The organism is Phenylobacterium sp. 58.2.17 (genome assembly GCF_026411515.1).
Lineage (GTDB): Bacteria > Pseudomonadota > Alphaproteobacteria > Caulobacterales > Caulobacteraceae > Phenylobacterium.
Genome location: NZ_JAPMTQ010000013.1, coordinates 76,039 through 93,997 on the forward strand (window position 1 = coordinate 76,039; position 17,959 = coordinate 93,997).

At 69.9% G+C, this 17,959-nt stretch carries 23 protein-coding genes; 11 read left to right on the plus strand and 12 right to left on the minus strand.

The window, feature by feature from the left end; all coding sequences use genetic code 11:
- The first annotated feature begins 1 nt into the window (after position 1).
- Entirely contained in the window at positions 2-529 is a 528-nt protein-coding gene (locus OUA97_RS11200) for a PPC domain-containing protein (protein ID WP_267231974.1), read from the plus strand.
- On the opposite strand, the gene OUA97_RS11205 is transcribed toward OUA97_RS11200, so the two are convergent.
- Positions 504-1,205, minus strand: a complete 702-nt coding sequence (locus OUA97_RS11205) for a hypothetical protein (protein ID WP_267231975.1) — start codon at positions 1,203-1,205, stop codon at positions 504-506. The genes OUA97_RS11200 and OUA97_RS11205 overlap by 26 nt on opposite strands.
- A gap of 38 nt (positions 1,206-1,243) precedes the next feature.
- Complete coding sequence (locus OUA97_RS11210; protein WP_267231976.1) at positions 1,244-2,260, minus strand: NADP-dependent oxidoreductase; 1,017 nt, start codon at positions 2,258-2,260, stop codon at positions 1,244-1,246.
- A 73-nt stretch (positions 2,261-2,333) separates the two neighbouring features.
- Between OUA97_RS11210 and OUA97_RS11215 the strand changes: the two genes are divergently transcribed.
- From OUA97_RS11215 to OUA97_RS11230, 4 genes are all read left to right on the plus strand, one after another.
- A complete protein-coding gene (locus OUA97_RS11215) occupies positions 2,334-2,738 on the plus strand; it encodes a MerR family transcriptional regulator (protein ID WP_267231977.1) in 405 nt (134 codons plus the stop codon).
- Positions 2,739-2,826: 88 nt separating this feature from the next.
- The gene (locus OUA97_RS11220) at positions 2,827-4,029 is read left to right on the plus strand and encodes a threonine ammonia-lyase (RefSeq protein WP_267231978.1); all 1,203 of its coding nucleotides are present in this window, start codon (positions 2,827-2,829) and stop codon (positions 4,027-4,029) included.
- Between the two features lie 11 nt (positions 4,030-4,040).
- Positions 4,041-4,544, plus strand: coding sequence for an FKBP-type peptidyl-prolyl cis-trans isomerase (locus OUA97_RS11225; protein ID WP_267231979.1), 504 nt, complete (start codon positions 4,041-4,043; stop codon positions 4,542-4,544).
- Positions 4,544-5,239, plus strand: a complete 696-nt coding sequence (locus tag OUA97_RS11230; RefSeq protein WP_267231980.1) for an alpha/beta fold hydrolase — start codon at positions 4,544-4,546, stop codon at positions 5,237-5,239. The genes OUA97_RS11225 and OUA97_RS11230 overlap by 1 nt, the downstream gene beginning before the upstream one ends.
- Positions 5,240-5,243: 4 nt before the next feature.
- On the opposite strand, the gene OUA97_RS11235 is transcribed toward OUA97_RS11230, so the two are convergent.
- Both OUA97_RS11235 and OUA97_RS11240 read right to left on the minus strand, forming a co-directional pair.
- A complete protein-coding gene (locus OUA97_RS11235) occupies positions 5,244-5,768 on the minus strand; it encodes a DUF1993 domain-containing protein (protein WP_267231981.1) in 525 nt (174 codons plus the stop codon).
- A gap of 74 nt (positions 5,769-5,842) precedes the next feature.
- Entirely contained in the window at positions 5,843-6,322 is a 480-nt protein-coding gene (locus tag OUA97_RS11240) for an SRPBCC family protein (RefSeq protein ID WP_267231982.1), read from the minus strand.
- 59 nt (positions 6,323-6,381) lie between these two features.
- On the opposite strand from OUA97_RS11240, the gene OUA97_RS11245 reads away from it, so the two are divergent.
- From OUA97_RS11245 to OUA97_RS11255, 3 genes are all read left to right on the plus strand, one after another.
- Entirely contained in the window at positions 6,382-6,705 is a 324-nt protein-coding gene (locus tag OUA97_RS11245; RefSeq protein WP_267231983.1) for an ArsR/SmtB family transcription factor, read from the plus strand.
- A 97-nt stretch (positions 6,706-6,802) separates the two neighbouring features.
- Positions 6,803-7,366 carry a carboxymuconolactone decarboxylase family protein gene (locus tag OUA97_RS11250; RefSeq protein ID WP_267231984.1) on the plus strand — a complete coding sequence of 188 codons (564 nt, stop codon included), beginning with the start codon at positions 6,803-6,805 and terminating at the stop codon, positions 7,364-7,366.
- 2 nt (positions 7,367-7,368) lie between these two features.
- Complete coding sequence (locus tag OUA97_RS11255) at positions 7,369-8,166, plus strand: SDR family NAD(P)-dependent oxidoreductase (RefSeq protein ID WP_267231985.1); 798 nt, start codon at positions 7,369-7,371, stop codon at positions 8,164-8,166.
- Positions 8,167-8,209: 43 nt separating this feature from the next.
- Here the strand turns inward: OUA97_RS11255 and OUA97_RS11260 are convergent, their stop codons facing one another.
- The 4 genes from OUA97_RS11260 to purU form a co-directional block, all read right to left on the minus strand.
- Complete coding sequence (locus tag OUA97_RS11260) at positions 8,210-8,659, minus strand: DUF2214 family protein (RefSeq protein WP_267231986.1); 450 nt, start codon at positions 8,657-8,659, stop codon at positions 8,210-8,212.
- Between the two features lie 70 nt (positions 8,660-8,729).
- Entirely contained in the window at positions 8,730-9,557 is an 828-nt protein-coding gene (locus OUA97_RS11265; RefSeq protein WP_267231987.1) for an enoyl-CoA hydratase-related protein, read from the minus strand.
- Between the two features lie 64 nt (positions 9,558-9,621).
- Complete coding sequence (locus OUA97_RS11270) at positions 9,622-10,455, minus strand: EamA family transporter (RefSeq protein WP_267231988.1); 834 nt, start codon at positions 10,453-10,455, stop codon at positions 9,622-9,624.
- 110 nt (positions 10,456-10,565) lie between these two features.
- A complete protein-coding gene (purU, locus tag OUA97_RS11275; protein ID WP_267231989.1) occupies positions 10,566-11,408 on the minus strand; it encodes a formyltetrahydrofolate deformylase in 843 nt (280 codons plus the stop codon).
- A 91-nt stretch (positions 11,409-11,499) separates the two neighbouring features.
- Here purU and argE point away from each other — a divergent pair, with 91 nt between their 5' ends.
- Positions 11,500-12,681, plus strand: coding sequence for an acetylornithine deacetylase (gene argE / locus OUA97_RS11280; RefSeq protein WP_267231990.1), 1,182 nt, complete (start codon positions 11,500-11,502; stop codon positions 12,679-12,681).
- On the opposite strand, the gene OUA97_RS11285 is transcribed toward argE, so the two are convergent.
- Entirely contained in the window at positions 12,641-13,729 is a 1,089-nt protein-coding gene (locus tag OUA97_RS11285; protein WP_267231991.1) for a glycosyltransferase family 2 protein, read from the minus strand. The genes argE and OUA97_RS11285 overlap by 41 nt on opposite strands.
- 30 nt (positions 13,730-13,759) lie before the next feature.
- Here OUA97_RS11285 and rfbC point away from each other — a divergent pair, with 30 nt between their 5' ends.
- Both rfbC and OUA97_RS11295 read left to right on the plus strand, forming a co-directional pair.
- Positions 13,760-14,314 carry a dTDP-4-dehydrorhamnose 3,5-epimerase gene (gene rfbC, locus OUA97_RS11290; RefSeq protein WP_267231992.1) on the plus strand — a complete coding sequence of 185 codons (555 nt, stop codon included), beginning with the start codon at positions 13,760-13,762 and terminating at the stop codon, positions 14,312-14,314.
- Positions 14,315-14,345: 31 nt separating this feature from the next.
- Positions 14,346-15,167, plus strand: coding sequence for an acyl-CoA thioesterase (locus OUA97_RS11295; protein WP_267231993.1), 822 nt, complete (start codon positions 14,346-14,348; stop codon positions 15,165-15,167).
- Positions 15,168-15,170: 3 nt separating this feature from the next.
- Here OUA97_RS11295 and OUA97_RS11300 read toward each other — a convergent pair whose 3' ends face one another.
- The 3 genes from OUA97_RS11300 to OUA97_RS11310 are packed head-to-tail and all read right to left on the minus strand — an operon-like array spanning position 15,171 to position 17,802.
- The gene (locus OUA97_RS11300; protein WP_267231994.1) at positions 15,171-15,560 is read right to left on the minus strand and encodes a VOC family protein; all 390 of its coding nucleotides are present in this window, start codon (positions 15,558-15,560) and stop codon (positions 15,171-15,173) included.
- Entirely contained in the window at positions 15,557-16,654 is a 1,098-nt protein-coding gene (locus OUA97_RS11305) for an NADH:flavin oxidoreductase (RefSeq protein WP_267231995.1), read from the minus strand. Before OUA97_RS11305 ends, OUA97_RS11300 begins: the two co-directional genes overlap by 4 nt.
- Positions 16,651-17,802, minus strand: a complete 1,152-nt coding sequence (locus tag OUA97_RS11310; protein ID WP_267231996.1) for a saccharopine dehydrogenase family protein — start codon at positions 17,800-17,802, stop codon at positions 16,651-16,653. The genes OUA97_RS11305 and OUA97_RS11310 overlap by 4 nt, the downstream gene beginning before the upstream one ends.
- Positions 17,803-17,959 lie beyond the last annotated feature (157 nt).

A 17,959-nucleotide genomic window follows, 5' to 3' on the forward strand; every position in this document is an offset into this window, starting at 1 on the left:
GATGACCTCACATCCCCCAAGCCTGACCCTGGCCGCCGCGGCGGCGGCGTTCGCCCTGGCTGGTTGCGGCCAGCAGGCGGCCAAGCCTGCCGAGGCTCCGGCCGAAGTCCCCGCCGCCCCGGCCGCCGCGCCCGCGCCCGTCGCGGTTGCGCCGGCCGTCGACCAGGCGGCGCTCAAGGGGCTGTTGAGCCCGGACGAGACGTTGGAAGTCCTCAGCTTGGATGCGAGCGGCGCGGCCAGCGCCAGCGGCGAGGTCAAGGGCTACAAGACCACGGTCTACGCCGTGCCGGTGGCGCAGGGGCAGACCCTGAGCGTGACCTTCGAGCCCTCGAACACCAACCTCTACATGAACGTGGTCGACGCCGCCGACACCAGCGGGGCGGCGGCGCACCGCGGCGAGGTCGACGGACCCAATGCGAGCGTGACGGCGCCCAAGGCCGGAGTCTATCTGATCAAGCCGTTCCAGCCGCGGGCGACGGCGCGTCGCGGCGAGAGCGGGACGTTCAAGCTGGCGGTTGCGGTGAAATAGCCAGGGTCGAGAGCTTGCGGCGGAGGTCGTCCGTCTCGGGTCCCGGCTTGAAGGGCGGGATGGTCAGGAAGGCCTCCAGCTGATCGCGGCGGAAGTCGCTGAGGTCTTCGATGCGGCCCTCGGCGATCGCCTCCACGACGGCCAGGCCGCGCAGGAACAGCGGATCGACCAGCTTAAGCCGAGCCTGCGCGTCGGCCATGACGTTGCCGGGACGCACGTCCGAGCCGCCCCATAGGCGCCAGCGGCGGGCGCCCTCGGCGCTGAGCGCGAGCACCCGCGTGCGAAGCTCTGCGAGGTCGGCGTCGGCCTGCGGGAACGCCAGCGTCTCGTCCAGCTGGTAGCCGCTCTTGTTGCGCACGCCGAGCGCCGCACAGAAGGCGGCGGCGGCGTCCTCCGGGGCCGGCCAGAGCCGCTCCATGATCACCACGTAACCGTCGCCCGCCAGCGGCAGGACGGCGTCGACCCGCGGCAGCCAGCGGTTCGGCGGGCCGTCCAGGACGGCCTGGGCGTGCAGGCGGTAGGCGGGGTCAAAAGGCGTCACCCGCGCGGCGAGCGCGCCGGACGGATCGGCCAGCACCCACGACCAGTCGCCGGTCCCGATCTCGCGCCAGCCGGCGTCGGCCAGCAGGGCGCGGGCCTGGTCGGCGGAGGCGTCGGACGGGATGTGCGGCGTCATGTCGTGCTGCCCTGCCGGTCGCGGTCGGGCCTCGCGCGTCAGTCGCCGCCAGAAGCCATGGAGACGACAATCTTGCCCTTGGCCCGGCCGGTTTCAAGGTAGGCGAAGGCGTCCGCGATCCTGGCGAAGGGGAAGGTGCGATCGATGACGACCCGCAGCCGCTGGGTCGCGATCCAGTCGCCCAGCTGGGTCAGGTCCTGGCTGCTCGGGCGCATGAACATGTAGCGGTAGTCGACGCCCGCGGCGCGGGCCTTGCGGCGGACGCCGGCGCTGATCAGCCAGAACAGCACGGCCAGACCCTTGCGTCCGCCGAGGTCCAGCAGCGCCGTCCGCGGCTCCGGAACCGCGGCGACCGAGACGACCTTGGCCCCCGGCTTCACGATCTGGAACATCCGCTCCAACGTCGCCCCGCCGACCAGGTCGAGCCCGGCGTCGAAGTCGCGGGCGAGGTCCCCAAGGCCGCCGGCCGTATAGTCGATCACCACATCGGCCCCCATGGCGCGGACCAGCGCCTCGCCGCGCGGGGAGGCGGTGGTGGTGACGTGGGCGCCGAGCAGCTTGGCGATCTGGATCGCGAACGTGCCGACGCCGCCGGCCCCGCCGGAGATGAAGACCTTCTGTCCCGCAGCGACGTGCAATTCGTCGCGCAGCGCCTGGAGCGCGGTGAGCGCGGCCAGCGGCGTGCCGGCGGCGGTCTCGAAGTCCAGGCCGGCCGGGATCTGGGCGACGCAGTCCTCGCCGACCACCGCCTGCTCGGCGAAGGCGCCTGGCCGGTGTTTCTCGACCCGCGCGAACACCCGGTCCCCGACCTTGAACCGTGTGACCTGGGCGCCGACCGCCGCCACCTCGCCGGCCAGCTCGCAGCCCAGGACGGTGGGGAGGTTCAGGCGATAGAGGGGGCGAAGCTTGCCCTTGCGGAATCCGACGTCGACCGGGTTCAGGCCGGCCGCGCGCACGGCGATCAGCAGTTCGCGAGGGCCGGGCTTGGGCGCCGGAAACTCGATCAGGGCCGCGCCATCGGCGCCGCCGTAGCGTTGGAGAACATAGGCTCGCATGGGGAGGCTCCTCTCGACGCCGAGCTGTCTAACCTTTAAGTTAAGTTTAAGGTCAACCGCGGAGGCCGGGATCGTGCTGATCGGCGAGATCGCCAAACAGACGGGGCTGTCGGCCTCGCGCATCCGGTTCTACGAGTCGCAGGGGCTGCTGCGCGCCTCGCGCCGGCCCAACGGCTACCGGACCTATGCCGCCGACACGCTGACTGCGCTGAGCATCATCACCAGCGCGCAGGACGCGGGGTTCTCGCTGGACGAGATCCGCCGGCTGCTGCCGAGCGATCCGGCCGCCCGGCGGCACGGGGAGCTGGTCGCGGCCCTGCGCGAGAAGCTCGCGGACATCCGCGCCATGGAGAAGCGGCTGGCGCGGACCCGGCGGCGGCTGGAGGTGCTGGTGGCCGACATCGAGGATCGGCCCGAGGGGCTGTCCTGCGAGGAGAACGCCGACCGGATCCTGCGCAACTTCGCGGTGGCCGAATAGGGCGCCAGCCTGCGCGCGGCGCCAGGCAGCGATTGCCGTTGCGGGTTTGCGCCGCTAGACGTGGCCCATCTCCCACATCGGCTCTGACATGACGCTTTCTCTGGACGACATCCGCGCCGCCGCCGACCGGCTGAAGGGGCACATCGAGCGCACGCCCTGCCGCCATTCGCGGACCCTGTCGGAGATTACCGGCGCCGAGGTGTGGGTGAAGTTCGAGAACCTGCAGTTCACGGCGGCCTACAAGGAGCGCGGGGCGCTCAACACCCTGCTGCAGTTGTCCGACAACGAGCGGGGCCGCGGCGTGATCGCCGCCTCGGCCGGCAACCACAGCCAGGGCTTGGCGTATCACGCCGCGCGGCTGGGCATTCCGGTGACCATCGTCATGCCGCGCTCGACCCCGTTCGTGAAGGTCCAGCAGACCCGCGGCCACGGCGCCAACGTGGTGCTGGAGGGCGACAATTACGACGAGGCCTCGGCGGTGGCGATGAGGCTCTGCGCCGAGCAGGACCTGGCCTTCGTCCACCCGTTCAACGACCTGCAGGTGATGGCCGGCCAGGGGACGGTGGCGCTGGAGATGTTCGAGGACGTGCCGGACCTGGACGTCCTGCCGATCCCGATCGGCGGCGGCGGGCTGATCGCCGGCTGCGCCACCGTGGCCAAGTCGCTGAACCCCAAGGTCCAGGTGATCGGCGTCGAGCCGGCCATGTATCCGTCGTTCACCGCGAAGATGCGCGGCGTCAACGGGACCAGCGGCGGGGCGACCATCGCCGAGGGCATCGCGGTCAAGCAGGTCGGCGACCTGTCCTACGCTATCGCCCGGCCGCTGATCGACGAGGTGCTGCTGATCGAGGAGCCGCACTTCGAGCGCGCGGTGGCGCTCTACTGCAATGTCGAGAAGACCGTGGTCGAGGGCGCCGGCGCAGCCTCGCTGGCCGCGCTGCTGGCCTATCCCGGCAAGTTCAAGGGCAAGAAGGTCGGGCTGATCGTCACCGGCGGAAACATCGACACCCGGCTGCTGGCCTCGGTGCTGACCCGCGAGCTGGTCCGCGACCAGCGGCTGGTCTCCCTGCGGATCATCGGCGACGATCGTCCCGGCCTGCTGGCCACCGTCTCGGCGGTGATCGGCCAGATGGGCGCCAACATCATCGAGGTGGCCCACAACCGCCTGGCCCTGGACGTGCCGGCCAAGGGCGCGGAGTTCGACATCATGATCGAGACCCGCGACGCCCAGCACACCCAGGAAATCATGGACGCCCTGCGCGAGCACGGCTATCCGCCGCGCGCCGTCTAGAGAGACCTCACATGAAGCGCCTTCTTCCCGTTCTCGCCGCCCTGCTGCTGGCCGCCTGCGGCCGCGGCGGCGCCGACCCTGCCGAGCTGGCCAAGTCCGCGGCCGAGGCCAAGGCGTTCATGGAGACCAACGGCAAGGCCGAAGGCGTCCAGACCCTGCCCTCGGGCGTGCAGTACAAGATCGTCCGCTCAGGTCCCGCCACCGGCCTGAAGCCCGGCCCGAATGACGAGGTGAAGGTCCACTACGAGGGCAAGTTGGTCTCCGGGAAGATCTTCGACTCGTCCTACGAGCGCGGCGCCCCGGCGGCGATGCCGCTGCCGGCGCTGATCCCGGCCTGGAAGGAAGCCCTGCAGCTGATGCGGCCGGGCGATGAGTGGACGCTCTATGTCCCGCCGGCACAGGGCTATGGCGAAGAAGGCGCCGGCAACGGCGAGATCCCGCCCAACAGCGTGCTGATCTTCCGCATCGAACTGATCGACGTGCTGCCGGCGCCGGGTCGCATCGGCCAGGGCTGATGGTTCCGCCGCTGGTGATGCTGCCGGGGCTGCTCTGCGACGAGCGGCTCTGGAGCGAGCAGGCCCAGGCGCTGTCGGACATCGCTGCGCCACTGATCGCCGACCTGACCAAGGACGACAGCGTCGCCGCCATGGCCGCCCGCGTCCTGTCCGAAGCGCCGCCGCGCTTCGCGCTCGCCGCCCTGTCGATGGGCGGCTACGTCGCCTTTGAGATCATGCGCCAGGCGCCCGAGCGGGTGACCCGCCTGGCCCTGCTGGCGACCAGCGCGGCGCCCGACAGCCCAGAGCGCGCGACGACGCGGCGGATGGCGATCGAGTCGCTGAAGCTTGGACGGTTCCTGGGGGTCACGACCCGGCTGCTGCCGCAGCTGGTGCACGCCTCGCAGGTCGATGGACCGGTAGGGCAGGAGGTGCGGGCCATGGCCGCGCGGGTCGGCGGCGAGGCGTTCCTGCGCCAGCAGACAGCGATCCTCGGGCGGCCGGATTCGCGGCCGACTCTGGCGGCCATCGATGTTCCGACCCTGGTCGCTGTTGGCGATTCCGACGCGCTGACGTCGCCGGCCGAATCCGGCGAAATCCACGCAGGGATCGCCGGATCGCAACTGCACATGTTCGAAGCGTGCGGCCACCTGCCGCCGCTGGAGCAGCCGGCCGCCGTCAGCGCCCTATTGCGGGGCTGGCTGACTGCGGCCTGACGCCTCAGCCCATCTTCATCCGCAGCGCGCCCATGTAGTCGCGCTTGCCGATCGGCACGCCGCGCGAGCGCAGCAGGTCGTAGGCGGTGGTGGCGTGGAAGTGCAGGTTCGGGGTGGAGAACGACATCAGGAAGTTCTCGGCGGTGAACGGGATCTTCGTGCCGCGGAACTCGAAGAACACGTCCTTGCCTTCGTAGGCGTTGATTTCGTCCGGCTTGATCGCCGCGAGCTTGGCGTGGGTGTCCTTGATCAGCGCGATCAGGGCCGGCAGGTCCTGGGCGGTCTGGTCGCCGCCGGGCGAGAACACGCCGGCCTTCACGCCCTCGATGGCGCCCAGCGAGTGGTGGGCGACCGAGATCACCTGGAAGCGGAAGTCGAACATGTCCTCGCACATCTTCGAGGTCACGATCTCATGCGGGTCGATGCCGTTGTCCTGGCAATGGGCCAGGCCGCGTTCCAGGAAGCCGGCGACGCCGCCGACGGTTTGCAGGAAGGAAGCGACGCTGACGTCGTAGAGGGAAATCGCCATCTGACCGGCCTTTGATTGAGCGTGGGGCCGGCACTCTCTTCCGCGTCGCGTTCCTAGACCAGCGGTTTTCGGCTCTACTTGAACATGCCCTCGCGCAGGTTGATCCCGTGCTCGAGCCAGGCCTTCAGCGAACACTGCATCTGGGTCCAGCCCTGGCAGTTGCCGTAGGAGGCGCGCAGGCCGACCTGCGTCTGCTTCCAGCCGTGCTCCTCGATGGAAACCAGGGTGCGGCCGTCGTCGAGCCCCTCGAAGCTCATGGTCACCTGGGTCTTGTAGCCGACGTGGGTGACGAGGTTGCCCTCGTTCTCGGGCGGGCCGTCGTTGGCTTCCCACTCGAAGACGATCTTCTGGTTGGGGACCACCTCGATCACCCAGACCGGGAAGGCGCCCGGGAAGTCGGCGAAGTCCCAGTAGACCGTGGCGCCGGTCTCCAGCCGGCCTTTGGCGCCGCCGGTGGTGAAGTACTGCGACAGCTGGTCGGGGTTGGCGACCGCTTCGAACACCTCGGCGAGCGGCTTGGCGATGCGGGCGGTCACCCGAAAGTTCAGATCCATGGTCCTGCTCCTGTGAGCTTTCACTTGCTTGGCGGTCATTTGTGTTATAAATTTATAACATGTCAAGCGACGACGAAAACGACCTGATTTTCAAGGCTTTGGCGTCGTCCACGCGGCGGCGGATGCTGGACGAGATCAAGGACCAGCCGCTGACCACCGGGGAGCTGTGCCTGCGCTTTCCGCAGCTCGACCGCTGCACGGTGATGCAGCATCTGAAGGTGCTGGAGGCCGCCGACCTGGTGATCGCCCGGCGGGAGGGGCGCGAGCGCTGGAACCACCTGAACTCGATGCCGATCAAGCAGATCCATGACCGCTGGCTGGGGCCGTATGCCGAGCGCGCAGTTAGCCTGCTGGAACGGCTGAAGACCGACCTCGAGGGCTGAAGCATACCGCCTGCTTGAAGGCTTGCGTCCAAGCGCTGCACCCTGTTTGCTGGCCGCCAAACCAGAACCGAAAAACAGAATCCAAGGGGGAAACGCCATGCGCCTCACCAAGCCGCGAATCGCGCCGGTCCAGGACGCTCAGCTGAACGACGAGCAGAAGGAGATCCTGGCGCCGATGGGCGATCGGGTGCTCAACATCTTCCGCACCATGGTGGGGGCGCCGAAGGCGGCCAAGGGCTTCCTGGCCTGGGGCAACTACGTGCTGTCGAAGAAGAACGACCTGCCGGCCCGCGAGCGGGAGATCGTGATCCTGCGCATCGGCTATCTCTGCAAGTCCGGTTACGAGTGGACCCAGCACGTGCCGATCGGCGTGCGGGCGGGCCTAACCGAGGATGAGGTCGCCCGGATCAAGGGCGGGGCCGATGCGCCCGGCTGGAGCGCGGCGGACCAGGCGTTGCTGCGGGCCAGCGACGAGCTGCACCACGACCAGTTCATCACCGACGCGACCTGGAGCGCGCTGAAGGCGCACTTCAGCGACAAACAGTGCATGGACGTGGTGTTCACCGCCGGCCAGTACACCCAGGTCTCGATGATCCTGAACTCGTTCGGCGTGCAGCTGGACGCCGGCCAGACCCTCGATCCCGACCTGAAGGGGTTCTGAGCATGCGGCTGGCGGGCAAGAGCGCCATCGTCGTCGGGGCCGGCCAGACGCCGGGCGAGACGATCGGCAACGGCCGGGCGATCGCGATGCTGTTCGCCCGCGAGGGCGCGCAGGTGCTGTGCGTCGATCGGCTGATCGACCGGGCGCAGGAGACGGTGGCGCTGATCGAGGCCGAGGGCGGCCGGGCCAGCGCCGTGGCGGCCAACATCACCAAGGCGGCCGACTGCGAGGCGATGGTGGCGACGGCGCGCGAGCGGTTCGGCCCCATCGACATCGTGGTCAACAATGTCGGCATCGGCGGGGGCGGCGACGGACCGGCGCACAGGCTGACCGAGGAGGCCTTCGACCGCATCCTGGCGGTGAACCTGAAGGGCGCCTGGCAGGTCTCCAAGGCCGTGCTGCCGACCCTGCGCGAGCAGGGCAAGGGCTCGATCGTCAACATCTCGTCGCTGGCCTCTATCGCCGGCGGCAATCAGGCGGCCTACGAGATCTCCAAGGCGGCGCTGAACCGGCTGACCACCAGCGTCGCCCAGGCCAATGCGGCCAAGGGCGTGCGCTGCAACGCCATCGCCATGGGCCTGCTGGACACGCCGATGGCGGTGGCCGGCATCGCCCAGGCCAGCGGCCAGGAGCAGCAGGCGGTGCGCGAGGCCCGCAACGCCCGGGTGCCGTTGGGCGGCCAGATGGGCACGGCCTGGGACACCGCCTATGCGGCGCTGTTCCTGGCCAGCGACGAGTCGCGGTTCATCACCGGAACGGTGCTGTTCGTCGACGGCGGCATGTCGAGCCGGGTGGGGTAGCTCCGCCGCTCGTTCCTCCCCAGCTGGGGGAGCATCTCGTCGTTTAGACCCCGATCCCGCGGGCCATCATCGCGGCGAAGACCGGGATCGAGGCGAAGACGGCGAGTTCGGCGATCAGGAACGGGCGGACGGCCTTCACGTCGGCCGCGCCGAGGGCGAAGCCGGGCTCGGCGCGGGCGCGCTTGCGCCATTGCAGGATGCGCAGGGTCGGCGGGGCCGACAGCAGGCCGACGAGGGCGAAAGCCCCGACCTTGGCCCAGAACGTCCAGGCGCCGAGATAGGCCTCCGGGCCCTTCACGCCCATGTAGACGCGCGCGAAGCCGACGATGAGGATCAGGGCCGCAATCAGCCCGTAGTGCAGGTCGACGATCCCCAGCCGGCGCAGGGCCGCGCCGCCTAGGCCGGGACGGATCGTGGCGAGCTCGACGGCCAGGATGGCGGCGAGGCTGAAGACCAGCAGGTGGTGGGCGATGGCGAGGAGGAGGTCGGTCACGGCGCGCTCCGATCGGTTGCGCCGCGACTGTGGAGCTTTTAACTTACAATGTAAATACTAAGTCTTGGCCCTAGGTCTTGGGGCCGGTCCGGTAGTCGTCGAACTTGCCGTCGCGCTCGCTGAGGGCGGCGGTGACGCCCTCGCGCAGCCGGGCCATGTATTCGCGCGAGGCCTTGGTGCTCCAGCCGAGGGCGTGAAGGTCGGTGCCGGCGCGGATGCCCTGGCGCATGCCCATCACCTCCATCTGGCGGTGGACGAGGCGCTTGTTGAGCTGGGCCAGCTCCGGGTCGACCTTGGCGATCCGCTCGGCCATGGCGAGAACGGCCGGTTCCAGGTCGGCGAGCGGATAGGCGCGGTTGGCGAAGCCGAGGCGGACCGCCTCGTTCCCGTCGATGGAATCGCCGGTCAGCATCTGCTCCATGGCCGCGCGCATGCCCATCAGCCAGACGTGATAGTGGTTGTCGGGCGGGCTCATGGTGCGCACCGCGGGATAGCCGATCTGGGCGTCCTCGGCGACGTAGACCAGGTCGCAGGCGACGGCGAGTTCGGAGCCGCCGGCCAGGCACCAGCCATGCACCTGGGCGATCACCGGCTTGGCCAGGTCCCAGACCCGGAAGCAGCCGTCGACGACATGGCGCGCCCACTGGCCCTGGTTCCCGGCCGTGTGCCAGGGGAGCTCGCCGACGCCGGCCAGGTCGTAGCCGGACGAAAAGCAGCTCCCCGCCCCGCGGATGATCATCACCCGCACGTCGGGGTCGGCGTCGCCGGCCTCCAGCGCGGCGAAGATCTCGGCCCGGAGCGCATTGGAGAGGGCGTTGCGCTTGGCGGGGCGATTGAGGGTGATGCGGCGCACGTGCGGGGCCGGATCATCGGTCAGCAGGATCGGGGCGTCGGCCATGGGGTCCTCCTCCGGAATTTCGGGGAAGGGTCGGCGCTTGACGCCGCGACAGTCAAAGCCGCGCTCAGGCCAGGCGCAGGACCACGGCGCCGGCGGCGATCAGCAGGGCGGCGAGAATGCGGCCGGGGGTCGGACGCTCGCGCAGCACGAAGACGGCGATGGCGGTGGCGAACAGGATCGAGGTCTCGCGCAGGGCGGCGATCACCGCCACCGGGGCATAGGTCATCGCCCACAGCGCCAGGCCGTAGGAGGTCAGCGTCCCCAGCCCGCCGACCAGGCCGAGCGCAAGATGCGTGCGGGCATAGGGGATGAAGGTGCGCCAGCGGGCGGCCAGCACCCAGATCAGCAGCGGCGCGCCCGAGAGCAGGTTGAGCCAGAGGGTGTAGGCGGCGGGCGTCCCCGAGGCCCGGACCCCGGCCCCGTCGATCAGGGTATAGCTGGCGATGACCACCGCGTTGAGCAGGGCCGCGCGCACGCCGGCGCCGCTGGTCCCGCGCGCGCCGAGCGCCAGGCTGAGCACCCCGCCGCAGACCAGGGCGATCCCGACGGTGGCGACGGCGGACAGCTGCTCGCCCAGCCAGAAGCGACTGACCAGGGCGACGATCAGCGGCGCGGTCCCGCGCATCAGCGGATAGGCCTGGCTCATGTCGGCGCCGCGATAGGCGCGGGCGACCAGCAGGTAGTAGCCGACCTGCAGCACGGTGGAGGCGGCCAGGAACGGCCAGCTCTCGCGCGCCGGCTGGGCCAGGAACGGCAGGGCCAGCGCCGAGATCGCCGCCGCAGCGGCGGCGACCAGGATGGTGGTCAGCAGCTTGTCCGGCGCCAGCTTGACGATGGCGTTCCAGCTCGCATGCAGCAGGGCCGCAAAGAGAACGATGCCGAAGACGCTGAGGGGCATGGAGGCGACCTTACCCAATCCGCTCACCCCGGCGAAAGCCGGGGCCCATGCGGACGTCGTGCCAGCGGCAGCTTAGCTTGGGTCCCGGCTTTCGCCGGGATGAGCGGATGTCAGTCCGTGAACACCACGGTCTTGGCGCCGTTCAGCAGCACGCGGTCTTCCAGCCGCCAGCGGACGGCGCGGGCCAGGACCCGACGCTCGATGTCGCGGCCCTTGCGAATCAGGGCGGCGGGGGTGTCGCGGTGGCTGATGCGCTCGACGTCCTGCTCGATGATCGGGCCCTCGTCGAGGTCGGCGGTGACGTAGTGGGCGGTGGCCCCGATCACCTTCACGCCGCGCTCGTGGGCCTGGTGGTAGGGCCGCGCCCCCTTGAAGCCGGGCAGGAACGAGTGGTGGATGTTGATGCACCGCTCCTCAAGCTTGGCCGCCAGGCCGTCGGACAGCACCTGCATGTAGCGGGCGAGGACCACGAGCTCGGTGTCGGTGTCCTGGATCAGCTTCCAGATCGCCGCTTCCTGCTCCAGCTTGGTCGAGCGCTTGACCGGCAGGTGGTGGAACGGCACGTCCGAGAGGTCGAGGTTGGCGTAGGTCTCGATCGGGTGGTTGGAGACCACGGCGGTGATCTCCATCGGCAGTTCGCCGCGCCGCCAGCGATAGAGCAGGTCGGCCAGGCAGTGGTCCTGCTGGCTGGCCAGGATCATGACCTTGCGCTTGACCTTCGGGTCGCGCAGCGACCAGCGCATGGAAAAGCCCTTGGCCAGGTCCTCGAACTGCCCGCGCAAGGCGTCGAGGTCCGCGCCCTTGGCGTCGAAGACGACGCGCATGAAGAACTTGCCGGTCTCCTGGTCGTCGTATTGCTGGGCGTCGAGGATGTTGGCGCCGCGCTCGAACAGGAAGGCCGAGACGCGCGCGACGATGCCCGGCTGGTCGGGGCAGGAGAGGGTCAGGATCATGGCGCCTGTCTAGGCCGCGATCATGATCAATACGTCAAGGCTGGAGGCTCGCGGCTTGGAGGTCGGCGGCGGGAGGGCTTAGGTTGCGCCCATGCCCACGCCCCAAGCCCTGACCGCCCGCGCGCTGGAGATCCTCGAGACGCTCGTGGCCTTCGACACCACCTCGCGCCTGTCCAACCTGGCCCTCATCGAGTGGGTCGAGGCCTATCTGGACGGCCATGGGGTCGCGCACCGGCGGGTTCCGAACCATGACGGCAGCAAGTCGAACCTGATCGCCAGCATTGGGCCGGCCGAGGCCGGCGGGGTGGTGCTGTCGGGCCATACCGACGTGGTGCCGGTCGACGGCCAGGCCTGGACCAGCGATCCCTTCGTGCTGACGCCCAAGGACGACGGGCGGATCTATGGCCGCGGAACCTGCGACATGAAGGGGTTTCTGGCCCTGGCGCTGGCGGCGGTTCCGAGCCTGGCCGGGGCGAATGCGAAGAAGCCGGTGCACCTGGCGTTTTCCTACGACGAGGAGATCGGCTGCCTGGGCGCGCCGGACATGATCGCGGTGATCGCCCGCGAACTGCCGCGCCCGGCGCTGGTGGTGGTCGGCGAGCCGACGATGATGGAGGCGGTGCGCGGCCATAAGGGCATCTCGACCTTCACCGTCACGGTGACCGGCAAGGAGGCCCATTCCAGCCAGACCCAGCTGGGCGTCTCGGCGATCATGGAGGCGATCCCGCTGCTGGCGTCGCTGAAGGCGCTGGCCGCGCGGCTGGAGGAGGAGGCCGATCCGGCCTCGCCGTTCACGCCCAGGCACGCGACCCTGACCGTCGGGCTGCTGAACGGCGGCACGGCCGGCAACATCCTGGCGCGGGAGTGCGCGTTCCAGTTCGACCTGCGCTGTCCGCCCGGCCAGGACCCGCTGGCGCTGCTGGCCCCGTTCCGGGCGCAGGTGGCGGCGCTGGACGCGCGGCTGAAGGCGCTGTTCCCGCAGGCCGGGGCGAAGATCGTGCAGCGTTCGGGCACCCCGCCGCTGTCGCCGGAGGAGGACGGAGCGGCCGAACTGTTCGCCCGGCGGCTGGCCGGCGACAACGGTCCGGCCCGGGTGGTGCCCTATGCGGCCGAAGCCGGGCAGTTCCAGGAGGCGGGCTTTTCCACCGTCATCTGCGGCCCCGGCTCGATCGACCAGGCCCACCAGGCCGACGAGTATGTCGACCGCGCCCAGATGGAGCGCGGCGGGGCGTTTATGGCGCGGTTGATCGATTGGGCCGCAGCGGGCGAATGACCGCCCGCCGCCCGAACAGGTCGTAGGGGTTCCAGGTCATGGCCCGGGCGATCTGGGCCGTCGAGGCGCGCCGCCGCTTCTGGACCTGTCGGCGGCTCTTGAGGATGGTCGGCAGCCCCTTGAGCGACTCGGTGAACGCCCGCCAGACGATATGGGCGTGCGGATGGTTCTCGCGCCGGCTGGAGATGTAGGCCACCGCCACGAGGTGCAGCGGCACGACGATCGGCAGCAGCGGCCAGGGCGTGTCCTTGTAGACCACGTAGAAGCGGTTTCGGGTGCCGTGGAAGACGGCGAACTCCGACTTGCGCCCGCCGGTGGAGGCCGAGCCGACGTGGTGGATGGTGGCGGCCGGGACCAGCACGGTTGGCTCGCCGGCCAGCTGCAGCCGGTAGCCGAGGTCGACGTCCTCGGAATAGCAGAAGAAGAACTCGTCGAAGCCGCCGAGCTCTAGGAACAGCTCCCGGTCGATCATCATCGCCGCGCCGCAGGGCGAGAACACCTCGCCCTCGGGAGTGTTTCCGGGATCGGGGGCCAGATAGCCGCCGCGGTAGGGGATGCCGTAGCCGCTCATGACGTCGCCCAGGCCGTCGAGATGGGTCGGGTCCTCGGCCATCACCTGGCGCGAGGTGAAGGAGCGCACCTGCGGATGGCGCCCGGCGGCCGCGACCAATTGTTCCAGCCAGTCGGGCTCGGCGTAGGCGTCGGGGTTGAGCAGCACGAACCAGCGGCCGCGCCCCAGCCGCGCGGCCTGGTTGCCGGCCCCGGAGAAGCCGAGGTTCTCGGCGTTCTCGATCAGCCGCACGAACGGGAACTCGCGCGCGATCGCGCCGTCGCCGGGATCGGGCGAGGCGTTGTCGATCACCAGGGTCTCGAAGTCGCGATAGGTCTGGTCGGCCAGGTGCTGCAGGCAGGCGCGCAGGGTCGGGCCGGAATTGTAGGCGATGACGCAGACTGTGATCTGAACCGCGGTCTCGACTGATGGTGCGACTGGGGACTTGGCTAGGCTTTGCGGCGCTGGCGACTTGTGTTCCTGCGCGTGGTCGTTCATGCGGGGGCGGTTCCAAACTTGCAGGCAGCCATGACGTCGATCACGCCGCTCTCCATTCCTGAGGTCCTGCTTATCACGCCCAAGCGCCATGGCGATGCGCGCGGCTGGTTCGCCGAGACCTGGAGCCGCCGTTCGCTGGCGGCGGCCGGCGCGGACCACGACTTCGTGCAGGACAACCAGGCCTTCAACGCCAAGGCCGGCACGGTCCGCGGGCTGCACTTTCAGAACGCGCCGCATCCGCAGGCCAAGCTGGTGCGGGTGCTGCGCGGCGAGATCTTCGACGTGGCGGTCGACATCCGTCCCGGCTCGCCGACCTTCGGCCAGTGGGTGGGCGCGAGGCTGACCGCCGAGGGCGGCGAGCAGCTGCTGGTGCCGCGCGGCTTCGCGCACGGCTACCAGACCCTGACCGACGGCTGTGAGCTGGCCTACAAGGTCGACGGCGACTACGCGCCGCAGACCGAGGGCTCGCTGCTGTGGAACGACCCCGAGGTCGGCATCGCCTGGCCCTGGGACGGAGAAGTCATCCTCTCCGACAAGGACCGCGTGGCGCCGCGGCTGAAGGACATGCCGGCGGCGTCGTTCTGAACGACCGCCCGGACTGAAACGAGTGACGGAAATGAGTGAGCTGGTCCGCATCCTCGACATCGAGGCGATCGACCTGGACATGTTCCGGGGCCACACGCCTCCGGGCGAGACGCGGCGCATCTATGGCGGCCAGGTGGTGGCCCAGGCGCTGGCGGCGGCCTATCGCACCGTCGACGGGCGGGTCTGCCACTCCATGCACGCCTATTTCATCCGCGGCGGCGACCCGAAGATTCCGATCCTGCTGAAGGTCGAGCGGGTGCGCGACGGCGGCAGCTTCACCATGCGGCGGGTCACCGCCCTGCAGCACGGCCAGCAGATCTTCAACCTGTCGGCCTCGTTCCAGGTCCCGGAGGCGGGGCTGGAGCACCAGATCGCGATGCCGGCCCTGCCGGGACCGGACGGCCTGCTCGACGAGGACGAACTGCGCGCGGCGGGCGGCGAGACCGAGCAGCGGCGGACCTGGCCGGTCGAGGTGCGGCCGGTCGATCCGCCGCCCTACGGGACCGCCCCGGTGATGGATCCCGAGCAGGCGATCTGGTTCCGGGCCCGCGAGCCGCTGGGCGCCGACCCGATGATCCACCAGTGCGCCCTGGCCTACGCCACCGACATGACCCTGCTGGACACTTCGCTGCGCCCGCACGGCATTCCGTGGAGCGAGGGGCGGCTGCAGGTCGCCAGCCTCGACCATGCGCTGTGGTTCCATCACGCCACCGACTTCACCCAGTGGCACCTCTATGTGCAGGACAGCCCTTCGGCCTCGGGCGGGCGCGGCTTCAACCGCGGCTCGATCTTCGACCAGGGCGGCAAGCTGGTGGCCTCGGCCACGCAGGAAGCGCTGATCCGGTATCGGTAGGCCTTACTCGGCCGCGTGACAGCAGAAGCAGAGCTTCGCGCCGCCAGGATCGCGTACATAGGCGCCGTAGTAGTCGGAGTGATACTGCGGACGCAGGCTGGGCGCCCCCTCGTCGGCGCCGCCGTTGCGCAGGGCCGTGGCGTAGGCCTGGTCCACCGCCGGGCGGCTGGACGCCAGCAGCGCGGTCATCTGGCCGTTCCCGGGCGTCGCGGCGCCCTCGAACGGTCGTCCGACGATCAGAAACGGCCGCGCTCCGCCCGGCGAGGTCCAGACTGCCCAGCCGCGGGCGGGATCGACGAACTTCAGCGGATAGCCGAGGGCCTCCATGACCGGGCCGTAGAAGCCCATGGCCCGGTCAAGGTCGTCGGCCCCGATGAAGACGTGAGAGATCACGCGGTCGGCGCCGTCTCTTCCTGCGCCACGAAACCCTTCCAGCCGTTCATGTATTCGACGAAGGCCGGGCCCAGGCGCTCGTTTCGCAGGTGCTCGCGCGTGACCGGCAAGGCGATCGAGGCGAAGTCCGGATCGGCGGCGACCTTCTGCGGGAAGTCGTGGTGCAGGATGGCGGCGCGGCCGATCAGGACGTAGTCGGCGCCGTCCGCCCGGCACTGGCGCGCGGTCGCGCCGGACATGATCTTGCCGGCGACCCCGAGCCGGACCTGTCCGCGGTCCAGTTCGGTGAAGTAGGACATCAGGCTGCGGCCCTGGAACGCTTCCTCGACCGGCTCCTTGGCCACGTCCCACAGCGACATGTCGAGATAGTCGATCTTGCCTTGAGCCAGCACCTGGCGGGCGACCTCGATGATCTCGGCCAGCTCCAGGCCGAAACGCTCGGGCGACAGGCGCAGGCCGAGCTGGAAGTTCGCGCCGCAGCGGGCGCGGATCCCGTCGATGATCTCGAAGACCAGGCGGGCGCGGTTCTCCGGCGAGCCGCCGTAGCGGTCCTCGCGCCGGTTGAGGGTCGGCGACAGGAACTGGCAGAGCACGTAGCCGTGGGCGCCATGGATCTCGACCCCGTCGAAGCCGGCCTTCTCGGCGCGGACGGCGGCGGCGATGAAGTCCTCGCGCAGCTGCTCGACCTCGGCCAGGGTCAGGGCGCGGGCGCCGGTCTCCGGATCGTCCGACGGGCAGACCGGCGCCTGGCCGATCAGCTCCTGGGGCGAGCGGTTGCCGGCGTGGTGCAGCTGCAGGGCCGCGATGCTGCCCTTGGCCTTGATCGCCGCGGCCAGGCGGGTGAGGCCGGGCAGGTGCTGGTCGCCGAACACGCCGAGCTGGCCCGGAAAGCCCTGGCCGATGGCCTGGACGTGGGCGGCGCAGGTCATGGTCAGGCCGAAGCCGCCCTCGGCCCGATAGGTCAGCCAGGCGAACTCGTCGTCGGACAGCGTGCCGTCGGGGTGGCTCTGGGTGTTGGTCAGCGGCGCCAGCATGAAGCGGTTCTTCATCGCCGGGCCGTGCTGGAAGCTAAGGGGGGTGAACAGGTCGGTCATGCTTCCACCTCGAACTTGAGGCCTGCGTTCTTCTGCAGGCGCGCGATCAGCTTGTCGCCCAGGGCCGCGCCCGGGACCCAGAGGCCGCCGGGAACGTCGGCGGCTTCCTTGACGAGACAGATGGCGGTCTCGGCGATCATTTTCGAGGTCGAGCCGTAGCCAGGGTCCTTGTCGCCCTTGACCGAGACCACGACCTTGCGGCCGTCGGCGGCGATCCCGATGAAGGCCGCGTCATAGAAGCCGGTCTCGCGCTCTTCCTTGCTGGGGCCCTCGCCCGGCTGCGGGCCGGTCCCTTCCTCGAGGGCGAAGCTGGCCGGCGCCTTGGGATCGACCACGGCCATTTCGTCATAGACGAAGTCCTGGCCGTAGGCGTGGCCCTGCAGGAAGTTCGAGCGGTGGACGTTCTTGGTGTTGATGGCGGCCATCATGAACGGGCCGACGTCGGCGCCCAGGTCCTCGTCGCGCTCGACGGCGTTCCCGGCCGGCTGCTCGGGGCCCTTGAAGCCCGGGGTCAGGGCGAACGGGTCGACCATCAGGGCGAACAGGCTGGGGTCCTTCTGGATCGCGGCCATGGTGGCCCGGCCGCTGGCGGCGGTGCCGCCCGAGAGGCCGCCCTTGAGCTGGCGCATCCGGCCCTTCACCCGCGGGACCACGCCGCCGAGCTTCTGGCGGGCGGTCGCCTGCGCGAAGTAGACGCCGAGCTCGAACGGGATGGAGTCGAAGCCGCAGGAGAACAGGATGCGCGCGCCGCTCTTCTGGGCGGCCTCGTGGTGCTGCCTGATCATGGCGGCCATCCAGTTCGGCTCGCCGCAGAGGTCGAGATAGTCGGTTCCGGCCGCGACGCAGGCGGCGACCAGGTCCGAGCCGTAGAGCTGGTAGGGGCCGACGGTGGTCAGCACCGCCTTGGCGCGCTCGACCATCGCCTTGACCGAGGCCGGGTCGCCGGCGTCGGCGACGATCAGCGGCGTGTCCTTGGGGGCGCCGATCTCGTCGCGGACCTGCTGCAGCTTCTCCAGGCTGCGCCCGGCCATGGCCCACTTCACCTCGCCGCCGACGCCGTACCGCCCGGCCAGGTGTTCGGCCACCAGGCGTCCGGTGAAGCCGGTCGCGCCGTAGACGATGATGTCGAATTCCGCGCCGCTGTTCATGGCGTCTGTCTCCGCTTTTCCGGTCCCTAGAGCGCGCGACCTTGCCGGAAAAACGGCGGCTCGCAAACGAGCGTTTGAAATTGAGCGCCTGTTAAACGTGGTTCACGCGTCTTTTTCGCCAGGCCAGGGCTTCCGGCGCTTGCTCTGCCGTGGGGGA